Raw genomic sequence first — 23,747 nt, forward strand, 5'->3', positions numbered from 1 at the left:
ACCTTCGATCGGTGAACGAAGGTCGATATGCGACCCCTCACAGGCGGAAACGGTCGTGAGACACGTCCGGCCGGCCCCGAGGAGGGACCGGCCGGCGATGAAAAGGGTTACGCGAACTGGCGTACCCGAACTGGCGTTACGCGAACAGACGCTGCAAGCGCTGGATGCCCTCCAGCAGAGGCGCGTCGCCGAGCGCGTACGAGAAGCGCAGGTAACCACTCGGGCCGAATGCCTCGCCGGGCACCGCAGCCACCTCGGCCTGGTCGAGGATCAGGTCGGCCAGCTCCAGCGACGTGGTCGGCGTGACGCCGCCCCAGGTGCGACCGAGCAGACCCGAGACATCCGGGTACACGTAGAACGCGCCCTGCGGCGTCGGTGTGATCATGCCGGGAATCTTGTTGAGCTCGCCGACGATCAGCTTGCGGCGGCGGTCGAAGGCGTCTCGCATCGCGAGCGCGGCATCCTGAGGCCCGTTCAACGCGGCGATCGCCGCGCGCTGCGAGATGTTCGACACGTTCGACGAGAGGTGCGACTGCAGGTTCGAGGCGGCCTTGATGGCATCGGCCGGGCCGACCATCCAGCCCAGGCGCCAACCGGTCATGGCGTAGGTCTTCGCGACACCGTTGACCAGGATGGTGCGGTCGGCGAGTGCAGGAACAGCCTCGACGATCGAGACCGCGCGCACGCCGTCATAGGTGAGGTTCTGATAGATCTCATCGGAGATGACCCAGAGGCCGTGCTCCTCAGCCCATTCGCCGATCGCCTTCGTCTGCTCCGGGGAGTAGACCGAGCCGGTCGGGTTCGACGGCGAGACGAAGAGCAGCACCTTGCTGCGCGGGGTGCGCGCGGCCTCCAGCTGCTCGACGGTGACCAGGTAGTTCTGGTCGCTGCCGGCGAAGACATCGACCTGCACGCCGCCGGCGAGCTTGATGGCCTCTGGATAGGTGGTCCAGTACGGCGTCGGAACCAGAACCTCGTCGCCCGGGTCGAGCAGCGTGGCGAAGGCCTGGTACACGGCCTGCTTGCCACCGTTGGTCACGACGACCTGGCTGGGGGAGACCTCCAGGCCGCTATCGCGCAGCGTCTTCGCGGCGATGGCCTCGCGCAGCTCGGGAAGGCCGGCCGCCGGGGTGTAGCGGTGGTTCTTCGGGTCAACCACCGCGGCCAGCGCGGCGTCGATGATGTGCTGCGGCGTCGGGAAGTCAGGCTCCCCGGCCGCGAAGCTGATCACCGGACGACCGGCAGCCTGAAGTGCTTTCGCTTTACCGTCGACTTTGAGGGTTGCCGACTCTGCAATGGAGCCGACGCGGGTAGAAATTCGCTTGAGTTCGTGTGTCACGGTACGAGCATACGGGGGCGTGCGGCTCTCCCATAGAGCGGTTACGATAGAAGCTGCACCGTGCGTATGGCTCCCCGAAGAATATTTCGGATCAGGAGTGATCCGCCGGGGTTCAGGTGTAGCAACAGCCACGGATGCCCGGGGCTGGGTGACCTGGCCGGCGGCTCAGCTTTACAGAGCCGGCTGAGTAACCTACACTTGACCGAGGTAGTTGAAATCGACCATGCTTTTTTGCGCCCTTTTTGACCTCGTCAAGATTGCGCAGAACGACATACTGGTTTCTCCTCCATAGGGTGGTGGCTCAATTGGTAGAGCAGCGGTCTCCAAAACCGCAGGTTGCAGGTTCGAGTCCTGTCCGCCCTGCAAGTCGGTGGTCTTTCTACCGGCCCATGAAAGGTGTAATAGGTGGCCCGCAAAGTTATCGACGAACCCAGTGAGGAAATCGTCGCCAACGCGAAGACGGCCCGCGACTCCAAACGCGGCCCCTTCGGGCGGTTCTCCGTGTTCATCAAGCAGGTTATGGCTGAACTCCGCAAGGTAGTGACGCCGACTCGCAAAGAACTCCTGAGCTACACCGGCGTTGTGCTGGTCTTCGTGACCATCGTGATGGCCCTGGTCTACGCAATGGACTGGGTGTTCGCGCTTGCCGTGACATGGGTGTTCGGAACTCCGGGCGGTTAACCAACCGCTGCCTGCGGCGGCTTGCGAACGATCGTCAACCGTAGTCATGGCAACGCTGTTCGGGACACGCATTCGTGCCCTGTGCAATAGAGAAGAATTGAGATTTTGTGTCTGAGACGAATCACGACGACGTTGACTGGGCCACTGCTGCTGAGCAGTCTGCCGAGGACGACGAAGCGCAAGAGGGCAACATCCTTGCGGCCGACGAGAAGTCTGTAGAGGCCGCCGAGCAGGTTGCCGTACACATCATCGACGAGAGCGAAGACGGCCTGGACGGCCTCGACGCCGCGCTTGACGCACTCGCCGGGTCAGCAGATCCCGAAGCCGACGCCATCGTCAACGATGCGCTCGACATCGACTCCCTCGACGAGGCGAACGCCGCCGTCGAAGCCGTCGAAGACGAAGACGAAGTTTCCGACGACCCCTACGACGAGTTCCGCAAGGAACTGCGCTTCGCACCGGGCAAGTGGTACGTGATTCACTCCTACGCCGGCTTCGAACGCCGCGTGAAGTCGAACATCGAGAACCGCAAGCAGTCGATGGCCATGGAAGATTACATCTACCAGGTCGAGGTCCCGATGGAAGATGTCGTCGAGATCAAGAACGGCCAGCGCAAGATGGTCACCCGCGTGCGCATCCCCGGATACGTGCTCGTTCGCATGGACCTGAACGAAGACAGCTGGTCTGTTGTTCGTCACACGCCCGGCGTCACCGGCTTCGTGGGCAACGCCCACAACCCGACGCCGCTGCGTTTCGAAGAGGCCTTCGGCATGCTGAAGAGCCTGGTTGAGATCAAGGATGTCCCGTCGGCCAAGGGCGGAAGCGCTCAGGGCGGCAAGGCTCCGGTTCGCGTCATCGCAGCCGAGATCGACTTCGAAATTGGCGAGACGATCACCATCAAGGAAGGCTCCTTTGCGGGCCTGCCCGGTTCGATCAGCGAAATCAAGCCGGAGAGCGGCAAGCTCATCGTGCTCGTCTCGCTCTTCGAGCGTGAGACCCCGGTCGAGCTCAGCTTCGACCAGGTCACCAAGCTCTAGTACCGCAGGGGCTCATGCCCCACTCGGTTTCTGAACCACCGGGGCCCATCCGGGTACCGGGAGAGCGGTCCTTGTGGCCACTCGAACATCAAAAGAAGGAAGAACAATGGCACCGAAGAAGAAGGTTACTGGTCTGATCAAACTTCAGATCAAGGCCGGCGCCGCCAACCCCGCACCGCCCATTGGTCCGGCGCTCGGTCAGCACGGCGTCAACATCATGGAGTTCTGCAAGGCGTACAACGCAGCGACCGAATCACAGCGCGGCAATGTTGTCCCCGTTGAGATCACCGTCTACGAAGACCGCTCGTTCACGTTCGTTCTGAAGACCCCGCCCGCAGCGGAGCTCATCAAGAAGGCCGCCGGCGTCGCCAAGGGCAGCGGAACCCCGCACACCGTCAAGGTTGCCAAGCTCACGCAGGCTCAGGTCCGCGAAATCGCCGAGGCCAAGATGGTTGACCTCAACGCCAACGACCTCGACGCTGCGTCGAAGATCATCGCCGGCACCGCCCGTTCCATGGGCATCACGGTCGAGGGCTAACCCCTCCACCTCCACCAGCATTCCGCCGACCGGCATTTCGCCGACAGGCACGTGGAAGAGCCAGCCAGGCTCGCACCACACTCTCAAGTTCCATTACAGGAGATTCAAATGGCACAGAAGTCAAAGGCCTACCGGGCCGCGGCCGAGAAGATCGAAGCCGACAAGTTCTACACCCCGTCTGCTGCAGTCGCTCTCGCCAAAGAGACCGGCTCAGCTAAGTTCAACTCGACCGTTGAGGTTGCCCTCAAGCTCGGTGTCGACCCGCGCAAGGCAGACCAGATGGTCCGCGGCACCGTGATTCTTCCTCACGGTACCGGTAAGACCGCCCGCGTCATCGTCTTCGCAACCGGCCCGGCCGCTGAAGCTGCAATCGCAGCCGGCGCCGACGAGGTTGGTGGCGACGAGCTCATCGAGAAGGTTGCCGCCGGTTACACCGCGTTCGACTCCGCCGTCTCGACCCCCGAGCTCATGGGTAAGGTCGGCCGTTTGGGTAAGGTTCTTGGTCCGCGTGGCCTCATGCCGAACCCGAAGACCGGCACCGTGACGCCCGACGTCGCGAAGGCCGTTTCTGACATCAAGGGTGGAAAGATCGAGTTCCGCGTCGACAAGCACTCCAACGTGCACTTCGTCGTGGGCAAGGCATCCTTCTCCGCCGAGCAGCTGGACGAGAACATCTCGGCAGCACTCGAAGAGATCGTGCGTTTGAAGCCGAGCTCCTCCAAGGGCCGCTACATCATGAAGGGTGCAGTCTCGACCACGTTCGGTCCTGGCATCCCGCTCGATGTGAACAGCATCTAAGCAGTCGCATTACAGTTCGAAGGGCCCGTCGCGAGACGGGCCCTTCGTCGTTAATGCCGCTGATTCAACGCCGTTGATTCAACGCCAGCGTGTCAACGCGACCGGATGCGTGCGGTCACGTGCACGGTCGCGTGCGCGTTGCGCGCTCAGTCGGCCAGCGCCCGCAATTTCTCGGCCACGAGGATGGCGTCGCCCTCCGGCGCATCCGACTTCTTGTCAGGCCGGGCGAGGAACAGATAGAGCAGGCCGGTTCCGGCCACGATGCCGAGTCCGATCAACACGACATAGTCGGTGAAGAAGTCGCCGGTGCTTCCCGGGACTGCCAACAGGACGATCGCGAAGATGCCGTAGGCCAGGGCAAGCACATTCACGATGATTCCCCAGCGGCCAAGGGAGAACGGCCCGGCCGGCTTCCAGCCCTTGAACCGTTGGCGCAGCGCGCCGAGCACGACCATCTGGAACGCGACGTAGATGCCCAGCACCGCGAACGAGGTCACGGGAACAAGCAGATCGTTGTTGACCCAGATGAGCACGCAGATGAGGGCGGGCACGGTGCAGGCGACGATGAGCGCGTTCCGCGGCACCTTGCTCGTCGGCGACACTTTGGCGAGCCAACGGTGGCCGGGAATCATCCCGTCGCGGGCGAACGAGAAGAGCAGGCGGCTCGCCGCGGCCTGCAGGCTCAGCACGCAGGAGAGGAACGCGGTGATGGCGATGACGAGGAACAGTTTCGCCCCCACCGGCCCGAGGCTCGCCTCGAGGATGCCGGGGATCGGGTCGGTGTCGGTTCCGTTGACGATCGATGCCAGATCCGGCGCCGCCATCACGTAGCCGCCGAATGCGAGCAGGCCGGAGACCCCGCCGACGAGGATCGTCATCATCATCGCGACCGGAATGCGACGGGCCGGATTCTCGACCTCCTCTGCGACGTCGCCGCAGGCCTCGAAGCCGTAGAACAGGAACAGACCGGCGAGAGCCGCGCCGAGGAAGGCGGGAAGATAGCTGCCGTCGCCCTGCACTCCCATCGGGTCGAAGAAGACGCTGAACTCCTGCTTGCGCTGGAAGATGAGCAGGTAGAGCCCGACGCCGATCACACCAATGAGCTCGGCGGCCAGGCCGATGCGGGCGACCCGGGCGAGTGACTTGGTGCCGGTGAAGTTGATGGCCAGCGCGACAAGCAGAAACCCGAGCGTGATGAAGAGGGTGGTCTCGTTCGTGTGCTCGATGCCGAAGAGGCTCGCGGCGAACCCCGAACCGAACTCGGCCACGGCGGTGATCGTCACGATCATGGCCCAGATGTAGACCCAGGCGGCCATCCACGCATACCGCCGACCCCACAGGCGCCGTGTCCAGGGGTAGATGCCGCCGTGGATCGGATACTGCGAGACGACCTCGCCGAAGACGAGGGAGACGAGCAGCTGCCCGGCTCCGACGATGACGAGCCACCAGATCGAGGGCGGGCCGCCGATCGAGAGTGCCACCGCGAAGAGCGAGTACACGCCGACCAGCGGCGACAGATAGGTGAAACCGAGGGCGAAATTCGACCAGAGAGTCATGGAACGGTTGAAGGAATCGTCGTATCCGAGAACCTTGAGGTGCTCGCTGTCGCCGAGTCCTTCCTGGGCTGGCACTTTCACTGACATGGTGACCTTTCGGTTCAAGCCGCAAGGTGCTGCTGCCGAAAATGCCGGCGACACCTCATTGTGTGTGCCAAACATACTGCCCGTACAGCTCGCAAAGCTATAGAACCGGATGATTGGATTCCTCGGTGGTGCTCCTGCTGGTCGAAAATGCAGCCTCACAGGGCCGCGGCCGGACCGTAGACTCGGGAACGACAACGCGAAGGAGCGAGATGCGCATCGGAATGGCGATCAATTACTCCAGCGGCTTCCGTGAGGCGGCGGCTGAAGTGGCCGAACTCGAGAAGGCCGGACTCGACCAGATCTCGGTGCCGGAGGCGTATTCCTTCGACGCGGTGAGCCAACTGGGCTATCTCGCGGCGGTCACCGACACCATCACCATCGCCTCGGGCATCGTTCAGATCTTCACCCGCACGCCCACGCTGACGGCGATGACCGCGGCCGGCCTCGACTATGTGTCTGACGGGCGATTCGCGCTCGGCCTCGGGGCATCCGGACCACAGGTCGTCGAAGGATTCCACGGCGTTCCCTATGACGCCCCGGTGTCACGCATTCGCGAGATCGTCGAGATCTGCCGGATGGTGTGGCGTCGGGAAAAGGTCGAGTATCACGGCGAGCATTACACGATTCCGCTGCCGGCGGGCCAGGGCACTGGGCTCGGCAAGCCGCTCAAGCTGATCAACCAGCCAGTGCGGGAACGCATCCCGGTCATCATCGCGGCGCTCGGGCCGAAAAGCGTCGCCCAGGCGGCCGAGATCGCCGAAGGCTGGCAGCCGCTCTTCTTCCACCCGGAGAAGGCGCAGTCCGTCTGGGGTGCGTCTCTCGCCGCCGGCGCGGCGAAACGGGATGCCGCGTTGCCGCCGCTGGACATCCATGCCAGCCCGGCACTCTTTATCGGCGAGCACACCGAGGCGCTGCTGGCGGCGCAGAAGCCGCAGCTGGCGCTTTACATCGGCGGAATGGGCGCGCGGGGAAAGAACTTCTACAACGACCTCGTGTGCTCGTACGGCTATGAGGCCGAGGCCGAGGTGATTCAGGATCTCTATCTCGCCGGGCGCCGCGAGGAGGCGGCAGCCGCCGTGCCCGACGAACTGGTCAGGGCGATCTCGCTGATCGGCCCGCAGAGCTTCGTCGCGGAGCGGCTGGCCGCGTTCGCCGAGGCCGGGGTGACCACCCTCAACGTCGCCCCGCTCGCTCCGGATGCCGTGGGTCGGCTGCAGCAGATCTCGCTGCTCAAGGAGCTGACGGACGCTCTGTAGCTCATCACTGATCGAGACGCGTCTGTCGGTCATGCGCGCTCACGCCGGTCAGGGGTCGTGCCTCGGCTCGTGACTGACCAAGCCGACGGTATTGCCTTCGCTGTCGCGGATGAACGCCATCCACTCATCGGTGCCGGCCGGCCCGAGTGAGTCGTCGGTGTGGCTGAAAATGACGTGCGGGGCGTCGACGATCTCCACCCCGCGAGCACGCAGCGCGTCGGTGGTGGCGCGCACATCGTCGACCTGCAGGTAGATCAGCGCTGAGGCGGCAGCCTTCTCGAGCAGCAGCCGGGAGCGACCCACGTTGAAGAAGAGCAGCCCGGGTGGGTCGAATCGTGCGGCGGGCGGGCCACCGAGCAGGGCTTCATAGAACGCGGCGGCGCGGTCGAGATCGTCGGCGTGCTGGGCGACCTGCAGAATCTCCATGGTGACCTCCCTCGAGTCGTCACCCTGATCATCCGCCCCGATGGTGCTGTGTGTCGAGGTCTGCCTGTCGCAGGGACCACCATCTCGTTGGTTGAGGAGCGCCCGACGGAGTCGGCCGCGTCTCGAAACCAGGCGAGCCGATCTCAGAAGTTGGGTTGGGTTTGAGGGTTGGCTCGCGAGGTTTCGAGACGCTCGCTGGCGCTCGCTCCTCAACCAACGAAAGAGCCCGCCCTCTCCGCACGGGGCGGGGAAGACGGGCTCATTTCTGATTCGGTGTTAGCCGATACGGATCATCTTCTTGTTCACGAACTCGTCGGCGCCGAAACGGCCGAGCTCGCGGCCCGAACCGGACCGCTTGACGCCACCGAACGGAAGTTCAGCGCCGTCGGCGCCGACCAGGTTGATGAAGACCATGCCGGCCTCGATGCCGTCGGCGACACGCAGTGCCTGCTCGGGATCGGTCGTGAAGACGTACGATCCAAGGCCGAACGGGGTGTCGTTGGCGAGTGCGATGGCCGCCGCCTCGTCGGCGACACGGAACACCTGGGCGACCGGGCCGAAGAACTCCTCATGGAAGGCGTCGGAGCCCGGCTGAACGTCGGTGAGCACGGTGCCGGCGTAGTAGTTGCCGTCCGCGGTTCCGCCGGTGACCAAGGTGGCGCCCTGGGCGACGGCGCGCTGGACCTGCTCGACGAGCGTGGCGGTGGCCTTCGACGAGGAGAGCGGGCCGAGAACGGTGCCGTCCTTGCTCGGGTCGCCCAACTCGGCGCCGGCGATCGCCGCGGTGAACTTCTCGAGGAACGGTTCGTACAGCTCCTCGACGACGATGAAGCGCTTGGCGGCGTTGCAGGCCTGGCCGTTGTTGTCGAGGCGGGCGAAGGCAGCGGCGCCGACGGTGGCGTCGAGGTCGTCGGTCGACAACAGGATGAACGGGTCAGAGCCGCCGAGCTCCAGCACGACCTTCTTCAGGTTGCGGCCGGCGATTTCGGCGATGGCCGCACCGGCGCGCTCCGAGCCGGTGAGGGAGACACCCTGCACGCGCTTGTCGGCGATGATCGTGGCGATCTGCTCGTGCGACGCGTAGATGTTCGTGTACGCCCCGGCGGGGAAGCCGGCATCGTGCATGATCTGGCCGATCGCAGCGGCCGATTCGGGGCACTGCTCGGCGTGCTTGAGCAGGATGGTGTTGCCGATGATCAGGTTCGGTCCGGCGAAACGGGCGACCTGGTAGTACGGGAAGTTCCACGGCATGATGCCGAGCAACACACCGAGCGAGCTGCGACGGATCAGGGCCGAGCCTTCGCCTGCGAGCAGGTTGATGGCTTCGTCCTTCAAGAGGTCTGCCGCGTTGTCGGCGTAGTAGGCGTAGATGTCGGCGCTGAAGTCGACCTCGCCCAAGGCCTGCTCGAGCGGCTTGCCCATTTCACGCACGATGATCTCGGCGAGCTCCTGACGGCGCTCCAGGTGCAGTTCGCTGACCCGGCGGATGAGCGCTGCGCGCTCCTCAATGGTCGTGCTGCGCGACCAGGTGCGGTGCGCCTCATCGGCTGCCGCAATCGCGGCGTCGAGCTCGACATCCGTGATCGTCGGGTATGTCTTGACGGTCTCTCCGGTGGCCGGGTTGATGACAGCGTAGTCACTCATAGGCTTCTCCTTCTCAGGTCTGTGCGCCCGAGGGAACTGGCGCCGGTGCAAAACTCTCCTGCGTCAAAGATATATCAACGGATGATTAAACTCGCGACTGTGACGCAGGGCTGAGAATAACCCGAAAGGGAACGCCCGAACAGGCCACCGCGCCGCCGTGACGCGGGGCCAGCTGACCGGCCTGCACCGTTGGTTCGGTTGAGATCACTACCCGGTCGACCGCGTTCACGAGGGCGAGCGGGTGGTCAGCCGCGAGAAAAAGCGGGAGCAGGGCGGTTTCGATGCGGCGCACCGAGACATCCGCCCCGACGACGCCGATCATGTCGTCGCCGACCCGCACCGGCATGGTCAGCGTGAAGATGTAGTCACAGGTGCAGAGGTGGTCGACGTAGGGGCCGGTGACGTGGCGTTGGTGCGTCGATTCCGGGATTGAATACCATTCCAGCGCCCGAAAATCACGCAGGTAATCGGTGTAGACCCGAGCGCCGAGGTCGAGGCGCGTCGGCACCGTCGTGATGCCGAGCAACGGATTCGATTCGAGCGGGCCGAGCCACCAGGAGAAGTGCACATCGCGCCCGTGCACGAACTCCGGCGCGGCAATGAACCCTGCGCCGATCAGGACCGGGTTCGGCAGGAGGAGCGACGGAACGACGAGGGCCTCGACCAGGGCATCGAGCGCTGAGGGGCGCGCCGACGGCCCGGTGCGGGCGATCTCCTCGCGCCAGGACTCCAGATCGCGAAAAATTCCGTCGAACAGCTCGCTCATCGCGGCCGCGCACTGTTCAGTCGTCGACGATGGATGCGTCATCCAGCTGGCCTCCTCGCTCAATATGCGCCTTCGCGGCAAGCAACCACTCCGATAAAGCCTGCACCTGGTCACCGACCAGGCGGCGCGCGAGTGCGCTGTCGCCGGCCTCGAGTGCGGGGGCGACCAAACCGAATCCGTCGGCGACGCGCGCACGAAGGGCCGGATCGCCCATGCCCAGAAAGAGAAGGGGTCCGAACTCTGCCTGCACCCGAATCTGCTCGCGCACGAGGCGGGCCGACTGGGTGAGCACTGCCAGTTCGAGAAAGAAGCCGCCGGCATTCGAACGGGCTCCCGCGGTCGACGCGAAATCCGCGTTCTGCAACCAGGTGGCCAGGCGTTCGGCATCGAGCGGCGAGGTGTGCAGGGCGGCCCGCGTGGCGCACCCCTCCGCGATCACGCCGAAATACACCGCAATGTCAGAGAGCTCAACCTGGGCGAGCCCATGGATCCGGGCGCGGAGCAGCGTGCTGTGCGGGGCATCCGCGGCAATCACAAAGCTGCCGCCCTCCCGGCCGCGCCGGGTTTCGACCAGGCCGGTGTCGCGTAGGATCACGAGCCCCTCGCGCACGGTGATCAGAGCGACGCCGAAGCGTCGGGCCAGTTCCGGCTCGCTCGGCAGTCGTTCGCCCGGCGACAGCACGCCGAGAATGATGGCGTCGGTGAGCCGTTGGGTCACCTGTTCGGCGCGCCCGGCGTCATTGAGCTGAGCGAAGACTGCTTCGCGTGCTCCGGGTCGTCGGTCTGCGGCCATGAGGACAATCTACTGGGCGCGCAAAGATTCGGTATAGGATCTATCCCACGCGCCGGGTGAGATGTGTGATCCTGGGCGCAGTGCACGACACGGTTGGCCAATGGTGGAGGACTCGATGCAGAAGAACGCGACGGGCGCCGACGCCGCGCGTGCCGACCTCCGCGGACCGCTCGCCGGCATCCGCGTCGCCGATTTCTCTCGCGTGCTGGCCGGGCCCTACGCCACCATGATGCTCGCCGACTTCGGGGCCGACGTGATCAAGATCGAGAGCCCAGCCGGCGACGACACCCGGCACTGGCGTCCGCCGGTCGATGCACAGGGCGATTCGACCTATTTCGGCAGCGTCAACCGCAACAAGCGCGGGGTCGTCTGTGACTTCGGGGCCGAGGCCGGGCTGGCCGAGGCCCGCCGGCTGGCCGCATCCGCCGATGTGGTGATCGAGAACTTCAGACCGGGTGTGATGGCGAAGTTCGGGCTCGACTACGACAGTGTGCGCGCGCTGAACCCGGGCGTGATCTATTGCAGCGTCACCGGGTTCGGCTCCGGCGCGGGCGCTGCGCTGCCCGGCTACGACTTGCTCGTGCAGGCGGTCGGCGGGCTGATGAGTGTGACCGGCCAGGCCGATTCCGAGCCGAGCAAAGTGGGTGTGGCCCTCGTCGACGTGCTCACCGGGCAGAACGCGCTCGCCGGCATCCTGATCGCGTTGCGCGATCGCGATGGCTCGGCCGATGGCGCCGGGCGCCTGGTCGAGATCGACCTGCTGACCACGCTGCTCTCCGCGCTCACCAACCAGGCGGCCGGCACCCTGGCCACGGGCGTCGCCCCGGCGCGCCTCGGCAACGCGCACCCGAGCATCGCGCCCTATGAGCTGTTTCAGGCGGCCGACCGTGAGCTGGTCATCGCCGTCGGCAACGATCGACAGTTTCGCACTCTGATGCGGCTGCTCGGAGCTCCCGACCTGGCCGATGACGAGCGGTTCGCGTCGAACAGCTCCCGCGTTGCGCACCGGCTGGAGCTACGCGAGAACATCAACAGTCTGCTGGCGGCTCAGGGCGCAGCGCAGTGGGCTGACATTCTGACGGATGCCGGTGTGCCGGCTGGTCTGGTCAACTCGGTCGACGAGGCGTTCGCCTTTGCCGCCCAGCTGGGGCTGGAGGCGGTCGTCGAGATGCAGGCCGGTGCCGCCGGTGATGCCAACGCCGCTGGCGCTGCCGCTTCCGCCGACATCCGTCGGCCCCGGATCAGCCGTCAGGTTGCCAACCCCATTCATGTCACCGGGCTTCCCGCCGGCTATCGCCTCCTGCCGCCTCGGCTGGGCGAGCATGCCGGTGCAGACTGGCTCGATCGACCTGCCACCAACATCGCACCTGCCACCAACATCGCACCCGCCACCAACATCGCACCCGCCACCGCGCCCCCGAAGAACGAAGGAACACCGTGACCACAGCTGCCGCTCCCACGACGTCGAACTCCCCGAACCGCCCTGCCCCGGCACCGCTCGTCGACGCTGTCTTCGACCTCGATGCCCTGCTCAGTAACGAAGAACGCGACTGGCAACTGAAGGCGCGTGAGTTCGCGACAGCGCTCATCCTGCCGACGATTGAACAGGACTTCGAGGACAAGTACTTTCGCCGTGAGCTCGTCGCCGAACTCGGCGCGGCCGGTTTTCTGGGCATGCACCTCACCGGTTACGGCTGCGCGGGCGCCGGGGCCGTGAGCTACGGGCTCGTCTGCCTCGAACTCGAGGCGGCGGACAGCGGCTGGCGCACCTTCGTGTCGGTGCAGGGTTCGCTGGCGATGTCGGCGATCCACAAGTACGGCTCCGAGGAGCAGAAGCAGCGCTGGCTGCCGGGCATGGCCGCAGGCGAGCTGATCGGCTGCTTCGCCTTGACCGAGCCGAGTGGCGGCAGCGACCCGGCCGGGATGCTCACGACGGCCAGGCACGACGGTGACGGCTGGGTGATCGACGGCTCCAAGCGCTGGATCGGCCTGGCCAGCATCGCCGATGTTGCGGTCGTCTGGGCGAAGACCGACGAGGGTGTGCGTGGCTTTCTGGTGCCGACCGACACCGCAGGCTTCACCGCGACCCCGATTGACACGAAACTCTCGATGCGCGCGTCGATCCAATGTGACGTGGTGCTCGACGGCGTGCGGGTGCCGGGCGACGCGATGTTGCCGGAGGCGCGCGGCCTGTCCGGACCGTTCGGCTGCCTGAACGAGGCCCGGTTCGGCATCGTCTGGGGCGCGATGGGGGCGGCCCGCAGCTGCCTCGACGCGGCGATCGGCCGGTCGACCTCGCGCACTGTGTTCGGCAAGCCGATCGGGGCGATGCAGCTGATCCAGGCCAAGCTGGCCGACATGTTCGTCGAATACGAGAAGGGCGTGCTGCTGGCCCTGCACCTCGGCCGGCTGAAAGAACGCGGTGCGCTCACCCCCGCCCAGATCAGCGCGGGCAAACTCAACAGCGTGCGGGAGGCCATCCGGATCGCGGGGGAGGCCCGCGGCATCCTCGGCGGCGACGGCATCACGAGTGAGTTCCCGGTGATGCGGCACCTCGCCAACCTCGAATCGGTGCGCACCTATGAGGGAACCGACGAGATTCACCAGCTGGTGCTCGGTCGGGCGCTGACGGGTCTGAACGCGTTCGCGTAGGCCGCCCCTCTCCATACTTTCCCGCCGCTGCGACGATTGACAGGCTGCGTGTGTGGCTAACTCCGGTAATCGCCGGGACGGGCGGCAGAGTTGCTTGATTTTCCGGGGTGGCAGAATCTGGCAGAGCAGGATTGCCGGAGTTAGCAACCGACAGCCGGGGAGAATGCACGGGCGCGTGCGCGATAATTCTCGGATGGAGACACCRTGTTCGTGAAGATCTGCGGGCTGCGCGAGCCCGTCACCCTCGACGTGGCGCTCGAAGCCGGGGCGGATGCCGTCGGTTTCGTGTTCGCGCCGGGGAGCCCACGCACGATCGAGCCATCCGTGGCGCGGCAACTGGTGCTGGGCGTGCCCGGGTCGGTGCAGACCGTCGGCGTTTTTCGCAGGCAGCCGATCGACGAGGTCCTGCGGATGGCGAGCGAGGCCGGCGTGAACACGGTGCAGCTGCATGGCGGTGAAACCCTGGCCGACTTCGAGCGGGTGCAGGAGGCCGGATTCGGCACGATCCGCGCGCTCTCGATTGACGAGTACTTGCGGGAGGTCGAACACGACCCGCTCGGCATCCGCGCTCATCGACTGCTGATCGACGCCCCGATGCCGGGCGCCGGCGAGGTGTTCGACACGTCGCAGCTGCAGGCGAACCCGCCGCAGGGCGATTGGTTGCTGGCCGGCGGCCTGAATCCGGGCAACGTGGCGGAGCTGATTCGCGCCGCGCGTCCGGGCGGCGTCGATGTGTCGAGCGGCGTTGAAACGACTCGCGGGCAGAAAGACGCCGCACTGATTCGCGAGTTCGTGGCTGCGGCGCGTTCCGCGCTCTGATCGGACTAGTGCCCGGCGCTGCCGGGCCGGCCGGCGTGCGTCGGCTGCCGCATCCGTCTGTTCGGGCGTCGATAAAGTTCAGCTGTGGGCACCCGCAGCCCTCCCCGAGCGATGGGTGCCGCTGGGGCTGAACATTACCGACGAAACCTTCTGACCCGGCACGACGAAGGCCCCGACGCAGTACGCCGGGGCCTTCGAAAGACGAGCTGAGAGTTATGCGCTCGCGCGGGCCGACAGGGCCTTGGCGATCTCGGCGCCGAGTTCCACGTTGCCGCGGTACACGTTGACGTTCACGTTCAGGCTCTCGCCCTTGGTCTCGCGCTGGATGAAGTCGAGCAAGAACGGCGTGGTGTCGTGCCCGATGATTCCGGCGTCAGCGGATGCGGCCCAGGCCTTCTCGAGAACGGCTTCGAGAACGGCGGGGTCGAGCTGCTTGTCCTTCGCAATGGGGTTGGCCACGAGCAGGGTCGAGCTGATCTCGAGTGCGTCGCGGGCCTCGACCATCGCGGCCACCTCATCGGGGCTGTCGACGGAGTACTCGATGTCGTAGCCGGAGTCGGTGATGTAGAAACCCGGGAAGTCGGTGGTCTTGTAGCCGACGACGGCGAGGTTGAGGGTCTCGAAGCGCTCGAGGGTGAGGGGGATGTCGAGGATCGACTTCACGCCCGCACTCACGACGACGAGAGGCAGGGTGGCGAGGATCGGCAGGTCGGCCGACTCGTCGAAGGTGGTCTCTGCGCCGCGGTGCACGCCGCCGAGGCCACCGGTGGAGAAGACGCGGATGCCCGCACGGTGGGCGAGGTAGGCGGTGGCTGCGACGGTGGTTCCACCGTGCAGCTTCTTGCCCATGGCGACGGCGAGGTCGCGCACGGACACCTTGATGACGTGGTCGGCGTTCGAGAGGGTCTCGATCTCGGCGGCGCTGAGGCCGACGGTCGGAACGCCGTCGATGATGCCGATCGTGGCCGGCACGACGCCGAGCTCACGGAGGCGGGCTTCGGCTTCGAGGGCGACCTCGAGGTTGCGCGGACGCGGCAGTCCGTGGGTGAAGATCGTCGACTCGAGGGCGAGAACCGGCTTGCCCTCGGCGATTGCCTGGCGAACCTCGTCGGATACGCGGAATGACTGCGTCATGGAAATGCTCTCAATCTGTCTAGGTGTTTCCACTCTAGGTCGATGCTTTTCACACAACAATCGAAACATTCGCGCCAATTGATAAGATTCATTTATGAGTCTCACCCTGCGTCAAGTGCAGTTTTTCACCACCGTCGCGCGCACTCTGCACTTCGGGCGGGCCGCCGAAGAGCTCTTCGTCTCGCAGCCGGTCGTCAGCCAAGAGATCGCCCGGTTGGAGCGTGTGCTCGGCTTCGAGCTGTTCGACCGGTCAAAACGGCAGATCAGTCTGACCGCCGCCGGCGAAGCACTGCGGGGGCCCGCGCTCGAACTCACGGATGCCGCGCTGCACTTCGAGCAGTTCGCCGTGCGTTTCTCGAAGGGCCGCGCCGCAACGCTGACGATGGTGGGCACCCCGAGCGCGATGGACTATTTCATTCCGCTCATTCTGCAGGGCGCCGAAGCGAGCATTCCGTGGCTGCAGATCGAAGACGTCGGCGTCGAGACCGGCGAGGTGGCGGCGAGTCTGGAATCCGGGGCCGCCGACCTCGGGCTGGGGCGCTACGTGTCGATCTCCGACCGGTTCCGCTCCGAGATCGTGTTTCGGGAGCCCCTGATGGTGGCGCTGAGTGAGAGTCATCCGCTGGCCGGCTCCGGGTCGATCCACCTGGGCGACTTGGCCGACCTGCCTCTGCTGCTCTGGCCGCGGGAGCGCAACCGCGCCTATTACGACCGGCTGATGGACATCTGCTCGGCCGGCGGTCTCGACCCCCTCGTGGTGGTGAGCCGACCGCGAGTCATCGGCACGCGCTCCTACCTGATCGCCGACGGCCGGGCATTCGGCCTGGTGCCGGCGTCGTCGGCGGCCCAACTTCCTGCGGGAATCGTTGCGCTTCCGCTGGATGCACCCGAAGAGCTCCCGTTGTCGCTCGTCTGGCGCGCGGATGACCAACGGCCGGCGGTCAGCGAACTCGTCGCGCTCATCCGTCAGCTCGGGGCGTCGGCGTCGCGGGCGTCGCGACCGGGGTCGTGACAGGGTGCTGACTGCGCTGCCGGTGGTCGAGCTTGTCGAGACCGCGCGTGCCAGTCTTTGAACGTAGGTTGCGTCTGAGGGTCGGCGTGCGTGATTTCGACAGGCTCAATCAACGAACCGCATCCATTGACGGATCTGCCGGATTCATCTAAGAAAGTGAGGTAATCGCCCCACGGCGTGCTCGGCGATCTGCGTAGCGTCGAAGGTGAGCCTTCATCGGTTCCCTCAGGAGGCACCCATCAGAACCCAGCAGAGCCAGACGTCGCCCGCGACATCCGCCGCGACGTCACCCGCAGCATCCGCCACAGCCCTCAGCTCCTTCATCGGCTTGGCCGGGCGGGCCTACTTCCCCATCGCCTTCTTCAGCCGCCTCCCCGCGGCGATGGCGATCGTCGGCGTGCTCATGCTCGTGATGAGCACCCGCGGCTCGATCGCCGAGGCCGGATTGGTCTCCGCTGTGGCTGGAATCGGCACCGCTCTCGCCGCTCCCTTTGTCGGACGCCTCGCCGACCGCCGCGGCCAGCGCTGGGTGCTCGTCGTCTGCGCCGCCGTCAACACCGCGGCCCTGGCCGGATTCGTCGTCCTCGCCTACGCCGACGTTCCGATCGCCCCGCTGCTGATCGGCGGTCTCGTGATCGGCGCCAGCGCCCCGCAGGCCGCCCCGATGTCCCGCTCACGCCTCGTATCCCTGGCCGCGGCCAAGGCCGATCCCGGCCAGCGCACCACCCTCACGAAGATGATCATGAGCTACGAGTCGGTGGCCGATGAGTCGGCGTTCGTGCTCGGGCCGGTGCTGGTCGGCGCCCTCGCCTCCACCCTCGGCGCTTGGGCGCCGCTCGTCGCGGCCGGTGCCATCACCCTGATCTTCGTCACCCTGTTCGCCTTCCATCCGACAGCCGTGCTGGCGGATGCGACGTGGGAGGACGAACTGCAGACAGAGCCGCCGGCATCCCCCTTCACCCCACGCTTGTTCGTGCTCGTCGCCGGAATGTTCGCGGTCGGCGCGTTCTTCGGAACCACGCTCACGTCACTGACCACGTTCATGTCGGCGCAGGGCAACGAATCGCTCACCGGAATTCTCTATGGCGGGCTGAGCGTCGGCTCGGTGGTGTTCGCCGTCGTGATGGCGATTCTGCCCGCGCGGTTCAGCCTGCGCAGCAGATGGCTGGTGTTCGCCATCGTGGTTCTCGGTGCCGCACTCACCTTCCCCTTCATCACCGGGCTTCCGCTGATGGCCGTGATGCTCATCGTCGCCGGCTGTGGTGTGGGCGCCGTGCTCGTCTCGCTGTTCAGCCTGGCTGCCGCGGGGGCACCGACCGGCCGATCGACCACCGTCATGACGATGATGGTCGGCGGACTCGTCGTCGGTCRGGCCCTCTTCACCGCGATCGGCGGCGCCGTCGCCGAGGCCTCCGGTTCACAAGCGGGATTCTTCGTCACGGTGGCGGCCGGAGCGGCACTGCTGCTGCTGGCCCTCGGCAACCTGGCGTTTCGGCGCATGCCTAACGCTGTCGAGCCCAGCGCCGTCTAGCCCGACGCCGTCTACTTGGCCAGGCTCGCCCGGGCGCCGGCAGCAAGCAGCTCCCAGAGCTGCATGGTGCGCACATTGTCGCGGGCGCTGCTCGACGGGGACACTCCAGTGTCGACGGCATCGCGAAACGCCTGAAGTTCGCCCACGAATCCGCGCAGCTGCAGGTCGCGCTCGACCCCCGACATGGCGCTCTCCGCCGGAGCGCGGGTCGTCGTGACCTCGCTGAGCGCGCGCCAGGATGCAACGTCGCCGGGTTTCTGCAGATGCGTCGTCAGGCGGGACACCTCATTGACGACGGCCCAACCCTGATCGCCGGAGACCCGCAGCGTCTCGGTTTCGCTCGAGTACGAGGGCAGCCCGGAGAGCGCCAGGGTGCCGACGACCCCGGCCCTGGTGCGCACAGTGATCGCGAGCGACACATTCGGACCGCTTGAGCTGGACAGGGTGTGAGCCACTTCGACCTCGCCGAAGAGAAAGCGCACGAGGTCGACGACGTGGATGGCCGCGAGCAACAGGTACTCGGCATCGTCGGCGCAGAACGGGGTGCTGTCGCAGCCGAAACTCAACTCGAACGAGCGGATCGTGCCCAACTCGTCCTCGTCGAGCAGTGCCTTCAGCTCTCGGTAGGCCGGGGCATACCGTTTCATGAACCCGACCATCGCGATCACACCGCGGGAGTCGGCTTCCGTCGCAATCTGCTGCGCTTCGGCCGCGGTGCAGCCGAGTGGTTTGTCGATGAAAACGTTCTTGCCAGCGCGAATCGCCGCCAGGGCCAGTTGCGCTTGGTCGGCCGGCTGGGCGACGATGACGACGTCGCGCACGCCGGGGTCGGCCAGAAGCGCGGTCGCACTGTCGAACGGCCGACCGCTTGAGCCGAAGCGGCGGAGTGCTGCCGCCGAGCGGGCCGTGTCACGCGTCGCGAGCGCCAGAATCGGGATGCCGGCCAGCACGATCGCGGGAAGGATGTTCGACGTCGCGTGGAACCCGGCCCCAATCATCCCGATGCCCGGCGAGGTGGTGGAGATCTCGGTCACTCGGGGTCCTTCAGATCGGGGATGGCGGATGCCGCACCAGCATGGTGCGCGAGAAGGCGGGCGGCCTGAAGCCTGATCACGGCGATCAGCTCGCCGACGAACGGACGCGGATCTTCACTGCGGGAAAGCATCTCCATCGGAAGCAGTCCCGGAACGGAGAGCGGCACGGCACGCAGGTCGTCGGGCAGGTGCGCCCGAGCCGAGCCGGGCACCAACGTGAACGCCCGGTTCTCACCGATCAGATAGGAGCGGGATCCCACGATTCGAGCCGGAGCCTCGATCACTGCCGGGTCGAGCCCGCGCTCGCCGCAGAGGGCAAGGATCGCATCGTAATAACGGGGGCTCCGTTCCCGCGGCCAGAGCAGGAGCGGTAGCCCGGCCAGGTCGGACAGGGTGAGGGTCTGATCGGCGGCGTGGGGGTTGCCGCGGCTGAGCACGACGAACACCTCCTCCTGCGCGAGGGTTTCGACCTGAAACCCGGGGAGCGGGTCGAGAAAACGACCGAGTCCGATATCGGCGTCCTCAGCCGACAACACGGCGGTGACGGTTCCGGTGTCGGCGGAGATCTCATCGATCACGAGATCCGGCAACGCCTTCTCGGCCTTGCCGATCACGGCCGGAAGCAAACGGTCGATCACGCTGGGCGAGGCCACCACCTTGACCGTGCGGTCGGACATCCGGGCGAACAACCGGGCCGAGTCTTCGAACGAGACCAGCTGCGCGTGAATCCGGTCGGCCTCAGCGAGGAGCGCCGATCCGGCCTCGCTCAGCAGGGTGGTGCGGGTGGATCGTTCGAAGAGCTCGACGCCGAGCGCCTCCTCCAGCTTGCGAATCTCCAGGCTCACGGTCGGTTGAGACAGGTGCAAGGCCTTGGCGGCGTGGGCGAAGTGCAGTTCCCTGGCCATCACGATGAAGACCTCGAGCTGCCGAACGGTGATGTGAACCTGACGCATCGCGGCATCACCCGGCCTAGCCATGGTGGGTCGCGCGCAGGGTGTCAGGGCCGGCAGCAGTGACCGCGGCGTGCGGGGCGGCCGGGCCGGTGGATGCGCGCACGACAAGACGTGAACGCCAGATCACGCTGTCCGCCTTCCCGGTCGACACACGCTCGCGCAGTGTGCGGCCGGCCGCCTCACCCAGCGCACGCGCATTGAAATCCACGGTGGTCAGGGGCGGATTGGTGAGTGCCGAAAACTGAAGGTCGTTGAATCCGCTCACGCTCAGCTGCCCGGGAACGCTCACCCCGGCGGCGGCGGCACCGAGCAGCACCCCGTAGGCCACGAGGTCGTCGGCGCAGACGACCGCAGTGATGCCGTCGGCCAGCCAGCCGGCGGCATGCGCCTCGGCGTAGTCGGTTGCGGTGGCGATATCGGCCACCCTCACCCGGTCAACGGTCATTGTTGCTCCGCCGGCGGTCAGCGCGGTGTTGACCACCGTGCGCCGCTGCTGGAATGTTGATTTGGCCCGATCCACGTCGAGGTAGGCCACCCGGCGGTGACCGAGTTTCAACAGGTGCTCGGCGAGCTCCGTCGCTGCGCCACTCACATCGGGATTCACCGTGGGGATTCCATCGAACCGGGCGAGTGAATCGATCAGCACCATCGGAACGGAGGGATGCAACGAGTCGAGTACGCGCGCCGACGGGCTGGCCAGAATCAGTCCGCTGATCTTGTTGGCTTGCACTTGACGCACGGCAGCGGGCCCGTAGTCGAAATCCTCGGTGCCGACGACGATGTTGACGACGAAATCGGGCGCGAGCGCATCGGTCAGGCCATGAAAGAGCTCACCGAAGAACGGATTGCGGATGTCGGGGCAGAGCAATGAGACCTGATTCGGGTGCGACGAGGCGAGCCCCTGGGCCTGAGCGTTCGGCGCATAGTTCAGCGCTTCGACGGCGTCGAGAATGCGCGCGCGCAGCTCGGGGCTGATCCGGCCGGCGTCCCGCCCGTTCACGACGAGCGAGACCGCGGTGGTCGAGCAGCCCGCGCGGCGAGCGACATCCTGCGCTGTGGAGATGGCCATCAGATCAGAGTATCCGCACGGCGGATGCCGTCAGTCGGCTTTGACCGCGTGTGCGAGCAGAGTGGCGCCCGGGTTCTGCAGAACCTGGGCGGCGACGGTGGCCCCGGTCTCGACACAGGTGCGGGTGGAGGCGCCGAGGATCGCCTGCGAGAGATAACCGGCCGCGAAGCTGTCGCCGGCACCCGTGCTGTCTTTCACATCGGTCACCGGAGTCACCGCCACCTCGAAGTTCTCGACGTCGCTCTGCACGAGCACGGCGGAGGCACCGCGCTTGAGGATGAGCGTGCGCCCGGCCACATGTGGCCAGGAGTCCATCTCAAGGTGGGCGGCCTCGTCGGCGTTGGCGAAGATCACGGCGGGGTTGATCTCGGCGATCAACCGGGGAGCCTCCTCGGCTCCGAGGTGTTCGAGCAGCGACACGGAGGACACGTCGATGCTGACGCTGATCCCGCGCGCATGAGCTGTCGCCGTCAGCGCGAGCAACGCGCGACGGGTCTGCGCGGTTTCGAAGCCGTACATCGGCAGGTGCAGCCAGTTGACGCCGTCGAGCCAGGCCGGATCGATCGCATCCATCTCGGCCGCCGCGGCGCGGTCGGGGTACATGGTGCGCTCGCCGCTCGGATCGACGAGGATCACGACGGTGCCGGTGGAGCCGCCTCGCTGCAGGCGCACATCGACGCCCAACTCGGTCAGGCCTGCGCCGAGGCTGTCGCCCGACGCGTCGTTGCCGACCTTGCCGATGAAACGCACCGGCATCAGGGCGGCGGCGATGGCCGCCACGTTGGCGGCGCTGCCGCCACGGGTGCGGAAGATGCGGGCGGGATTGTCGGTGGCGTGCTTCTGCACACCGTTGCCCCACACGATGACGTCTTCAAGCAGATCGCCGGCAACGGCCAAAACGGGGGAACTCGACACTGTGCGCCCTTTCACGTAGCCCTCGTAGAGGGCGTTGAATCACCGCTTCAACGTCGAGCGGCTTATCCATTGTGCGGAGCAATGCGCGGGAAAGTCAAGCGCTTGATGTGTTGCAAATGCTGGGAGTTTGTCGTTTTGCTCAGGCTCGCCCGGGGTGGTGCGATTTTCCGTAATGAACTTCAGGGTCATATGAGCCTGAAGTTCATTACGGAAAATGGGCCACCCTCGGTCGACGGGCTGGCCGGGAGCGGCGGGGGTGAGGGAAAACGAAAACGCCGGCGGTGGGAGCGTGTAGCTCCCACCGCCGGCGTTTTGGTGTGGCAGGTGTCTGCGTTAGACGACGTAGCCGTCGGCCACGGTGAGCGCCTCGTCGATGATGGCGAGACCGCGCACCAGCTCCTCCTCGGTGATCACGAGCGGCGGCGCGATGTGCAGGCGGTTGAAGTGCACGAACGGCCAGAGACCGGCTGCCTTGCAGGCGGCGGCAACAGCGTTCATCGGAGCCGCAGCGGCACCCGACGCGTTGAACGGCACGAGCGGCTCGCGGGTCTCCGGGTTGCTCACGAGCTCGAGAGCCCAGAACAGTCCGGTACCGCGCACGTCGCCGAGCGACGGGTGCTTGTCGAGCCAGCCGCGCACGGTGGGCTCGACGATGCGGCTGCCGAGGTCCTTCACGCGCTCCAGGATGCCGTCACGTTCGAAGACGTCGAAGGTCGCGACGCCCGGCGCACAGGCCAGCGGGTGTCCGCTGTAGGTGAGCCCGCCCGGGAACGGCACGTCATCGAAGAACGACGAGATGGTGTCAGAGATGACGACGCCGCCGAGCGGAACGTAACCCGAGTTGACGCCCTTGGCGAAGGTGATCAGATCGGGAGTGACGTCGAACGCGTTGACCGCGAACCACTCGCCGATGCGGCCGAAACCGACCATGACCTCGTCGGCGATGTAGACGATGCCGTACTTGTCGCAGAGCGCGCGCACGCCGGGCAGGTAGCCGGCCGGCGGCACCAGAACGCCGTTGGTGCCGACGATCGTCTCGATGATGATTGCGGCGATCGTCTGGGCGCCCTCGAGCACGATGACCTGCTCGAGGTGTTCGAGCGCACGGGCGGACTCTTCAGCCTCGGTGCTCGCGTGGAACGCGGAGCGGTAGAGGTAGGGGCCGAAGAAGTGAGCGACCGAACCGTCGCTCGGCTCGTTGGCCCAGCGACGCGGGTCGCCGGTCAGCGAGATGGCGGTCGCCGTCGACCCGTGGTAGCTGCGGTACATCGAGAGCACCTTGCGCTTGCCGGTGACCCGGCGAGCCATGCGCACGGCGTACTCGTTGGCATCCGTTCCACCGTTGGTGAAGAACACCTTGTTGAGGTCGCCGGGGGCGACCTCGGTGATGCGGCGGGCGAGTTCGCCGCGCACATCGTTGGCCATGGCCGGCTGGATGGTGGCCAGGCGGCCGGCCTGGTTCTGGATGGCCGCGACGAGGTCGGGGTGCTGGTGGCCGAGGTTCAGGTTGACCAGCTGCGAGCTGAAGTCGAGGTAGGAGTTGCCTTCGTAGTCCCAGAAGGTGGAACCCTGGCCCGAGGCGACGGGCAGCGGGTTGATCTGGGCCTGTGCGCTCCAGGAATGGAACACGTGGCCGCGGTCGTTGGCGCGAACTTCGGCCTCGGTGGCGAGATCGTCGGCCTGGGTGGTGGTGACGTCGATGGTCAT

22 protein-coding genes and 1 tRNA gene are annotated in these 23,747 nt (G+C 66.1%); 11 read left to right on the forward strand and 12 right to left on the reverse strand.

Translation table 11 applies throughout. The features are described 5' to 3' along the window. Positions 1-136 precede the first annotated feature (136 nt). On the reverse strand, positions 137-1,339 hold the full coding sequence (locus tag AB4Y63_RS18445) for a pyridoxal phosphate-dependent aminotransferase (protein ID WP_441792526.1): 1,203 nt from the start codon (positions 1,337-1,339) through the stop codon (positions 137-139). A 290-nt stretch (positions 1,340-1,629) separates the two neighbouring features. Between AB4Y63_RS18445 and AB4Y63_RS18450 the strand changes: the two genes are divergently transcribed. The 5 genes from AB4Y63_RS18450 (at position 1,630) to rplA (ending at position 4,393) form a co-directional block, all read left to right on the forward strand. Beyond that, a tRNA-Trp gene (locus AB4Y63_RS18450) sits at positions 1,630-1,702 on the forward strand. A 42-nt stretch (positions 1,703-1,744) separates the two neighbouring features. Further along, entirely contained in the window at positions 1,745-2,020 is a 276-nt protein-coding gene (secE, locus tag AB4Y63_RS18455) for a preprotein translocase subunit SecE (RefSeq protein WP_441792527.1), read from the forward strand. 107 nt (positions 2,021-2,127) lie between these two features. Further along, entirely contained in the window at positions 2,128-3,057 is a 930-nt protein-coding gene (nusG, locus tag AB4Y63_RS18460; protein WP_441792528.1) for a transcription termination/antitermination protein NusG, read from the forward strand. Positions 3,058-3,163: 106 nt separating this feature from the next. Further along, positions 3,164-3,595: a 50S ribosomal protein L11 gene (rplK, locus tag AB4Y63_RS18465; protein WP_441792529.1), complete on the forward strand. Its 432-nt coding sequence runs from the start codon at positions 3,164-3,166 to the stop codon at positions 3,593-3,595. 108 nt (positions 3,596-3,703) lie between these two features. Then, entirely contained in the window at positions 3,704-4,393 is a 690-nt protein-coding gene (gene rplA, locus AB4Y63_RS18470) for a 50S ribosomal protein L1 (protein WP_441792530.1), read from the forward strand. A gap of 146 nt (positions 4,394-4,539) precedes the next feature. Here the strand turns inward: rplA and AB4Y63_RS18475 are convergent, their stop codons facing one another. Then, the gene (locus AB4Y63_RS18475; protein WP_441792531.1) at positions 4,540-6,036 is read right to left on the reverse strand and encodes an APC family permease; all 1,497 of its coding nucleotides are present in this window, start codon (positions 6,034-6,036) and stop codon (positions 4,540-4,542) included. Positions 6,037-6,245: 209 nt separating this feature from the next. Here AB4Y63_RS18475 and AB4Y63_RS18480 point away from each other — a divergent pair, with 209 nt between their 5' ends. Next, the gene (locus AB4Y63_RS18480; RefSeq protein WP_441792532.1) at positions 6,246-7,292 is read left to right on the forward strand and encodes an LLM class F420-dependent oxidoreductase; all 1,047 of its coding nucleotides are present in this window, start codon (positions 6,246-6,248) and stop codon (positions 7,290-7,292) included. Positions 7,293-7,340: 48 nt separating this feature from the next. Here the strand turns inward: AB4Y63_RS18480 and AB4Y63_RS18485 are convergent, their stop codons facing one another. The 4 genes from AB4Y63_RS18485 to AB4Y63_RS18500 all read right to left on the reverse strand — a co-directional run bounded on the left by AB4Y63_RS18485 (position 7,341) and on the right by AB4Y63_RS18500 (position 10,921). After that, positions 7,341-7,718, reverse strand: coding sequence for a VOC family protein (locus AB4Y63_RS18485; protein ID WP_441792533.1), 378 nt, complete (start codon positions 7,716-7,718; stop codon positions 7,341-7,343). Between the two features lie 276 nt (positions 7,719-7,994). After that, a complete protein-coding gene (locus AB4Y63_RS18490) occupies positions 7,995-9,362 on the reverse strand; it encodes an NAD-dependent succinate-semialdehyde dehydrogenase (protein WP_441792534.1) in 1,368 nt (455 codons plus the stop codon). 85 nt (positions 9,363-9,447) lie between these two features. Beyond that, complete coding sequence (locus AB4Y63_RS18495; protein WP_441792535.1) at positions 9,448-10,170, reverse strand: cache domain-containing protein; 723 nt, start codon at positions 10,168-10,170, stop codon at positions 9,448-9,450. Next, complete coding sequence (locus AB4Y63_RS18500; RefSeq protein ID WP_441792536.1) at positions 10,145-10,921, reverse strand: FadR/GntR family transcriptional regulator; 777 nt, start codon at positions 10,919-10,921, stop codon at positions 10,145-10,147. Before AB4Y63_RS18500 ends, AB4Y63_RS18495 begins: the two co-directional genes overlap by 26 nt. Positions 10,922-11,036: 115 nt before the next feature. Between AB4Y63_RS18500 and AB4Y63_RS18505 the strand changes: the two genes are divergently transcribed. The 3 genes from AB4Y63_RS18505 to AB4Y63_RS18515 all read left to right on the forward strand — a co-directional run bounded on the left by AB4Y63_RS18505 (position 11,037) and on the right by AB4Y63_RS18515 (position 14,392). Beyond that, positions 11,037-12,362 (forward strand): CaiB/BaiF CoA transferase family protein, encoded by a 1,326-nt coding sequence (locus AB4Y63_RS18505; RefSeq protein WP_441792537.1) that lies wholly within the window; start codon positions 11,037-11,039, stop codon positions 12,360-12,362. A gap of 86 nt (positions 12,363-12,448) precedes the next feature. Further along, positions 12,449-13,573: an acyl-CoA dehydrogenase family protein gene (locus tag AB4Y63_RS18510; RefSeq protein WP_441792576.1), complete on the forward strand. Its 1,125-nt coding sequence runs from the start codon at positions 12,449-12,451 to the stop codon at positions 13,571-13,573. A gap of 210 nt (positions 13,574-13,783) precedes the next feature. Next, entirely contained in the window at positions 13,784-14,392 is a 609-nt protein-coding gene (locus tag AB4Y63_RS18515) for a phosphoribosylanthranilate isomerase (protein WP_441792538.1), read from the forward strand. A 213-nt stretch (positions 14,393-14,605) separates the two neighbouring features. Here the strand turns inward: AB4Y63_RS18515 and AB4Y63_RS18520 are convergent, their stop codons facing one another. Beyond that, positions 14,606-15,526: a pseudouridine-5'-phosphate glycosidase gene (locus AB4Y63_RS18520; protein WP_441792539.1), complete on the reverse strand. Its 921-nt coding sequence runs from the start codon at positions 15,524-15,526 to the stop codon at positions 14,606-14,608. 94 nt (positions 15,527-15,620) lie between these two features. Here AB4Y63_RS18520 and AB4Y63_RS18525 point away from each other — a divergent pair, with 94 nt between their 5' ends. Together AB4Y63_RS18525 and AB4Y63_RS18530 are read left to right on the forward strand one after the other, a co-directional pair. Beyond that, positions 15,621-16,538 (forward strand): LysR family transcriptional regulator, encoded by a 918-nt coding sequence (locus tag AB4Y63_RS18525; RefSeq protein ID WP_441792540.1) that lies wholly within the window; start codon positions 15,621-15,623, stop codon positions 16,536-16,538. A gap of 205 nt (positions 16,539-16,743) precedes the next feature. Beyond that, entirely contained in the window at positions 16,744-18,069 is a 1,326-nt protein-coding gene (locus AB4Y63_RS18530; RefSeq protein WP_441792541.1) for an MFS transporter, read from the forward strand. A gap of 11 nt (positions 18,070-18,080) precedes the next feature. Here AB4Y63_RS18530 and AB4Y63_RS18535 read toward each other — a convergent pair whose 3' ends face one another. The 5 genes from AB4Y63_RS18535 to AB4Y63_RS18555 all read right to left on the reverse strand — a co-directional run bounded on the left by AB4Y63_RS18535 (position 18,081) and on the right by AB4Y63_RS18555 (position 23,747). Next, entirely contained in the window at positions 18,081-19,103 is a 1,023-nt protein-coding gene (locus tag AB4Y63_RS18535) for a Gfo/Idh/MocA family protein (protein ID WP_441792542.1), read from the reverse strand. Beyond that, on the reverse strand, positions 19,100-20,080 hold the full coding sequence (locus tag AB4Y63_RS18540) for a LysR family transcriptional regulator (protein ID WP_441792543.1): 981 nt from the start codon (positions 20,078-20,080) through the stop codon (positions 19,100-19,102). The genes AB4Y63_RS18535 and AB4Y63_RS18540 overlap by 4 nt, the downstream gene beginning before the upstream one ends. Then, complete coding sequence (locus AB4Y63_RS18545) at positions 20,073-21,125, reverse strand: LacI family DNA-binding transcriptional regulator (protein WP_441792544.1); 1,053 nt, start codon at positions 21,123-21,125, stop codon at positions 20,073-20,075. The genes AB4Y63_RS18540 and AB4Y63_RS18545 overlap by 8 nt, the downstream gene beginning before the upstream one ends. A gap of 30 nt (positions 21,126-21,155) precedes the next feature. Further along, positions 21,156-22,040 (reverse strand): carbohydrate kinase family protein, encoded by an 885-nt coding sequence (locus AB4Y63_RS18550; RefSeq protein WP_441792545.1) that lies wholly within the window; start codon positions 22,038-22,040, stop codon positions 21,156-21,158. Between the two features lie 333 nt (positions 22,041-22,373). Next, entirely contained in the window at positions 22,374-23,747 is a 1,374-nt protein-coding gene (locus AB4Y63_RS18555) for an aspartate aminotransferase family protein (RefSeq protein ID WP_441792546.1), read from the reverse strand.

Origin of the sequence: Leifsonia sp. YAF41 (genome assembly GCF_052113185.1) — a bacterium.
Lineage (GTDB): Bacteria > Actinomycetota > Actinomycetes > Actinomycetales > Microbacteriaceae > Cryobacterium.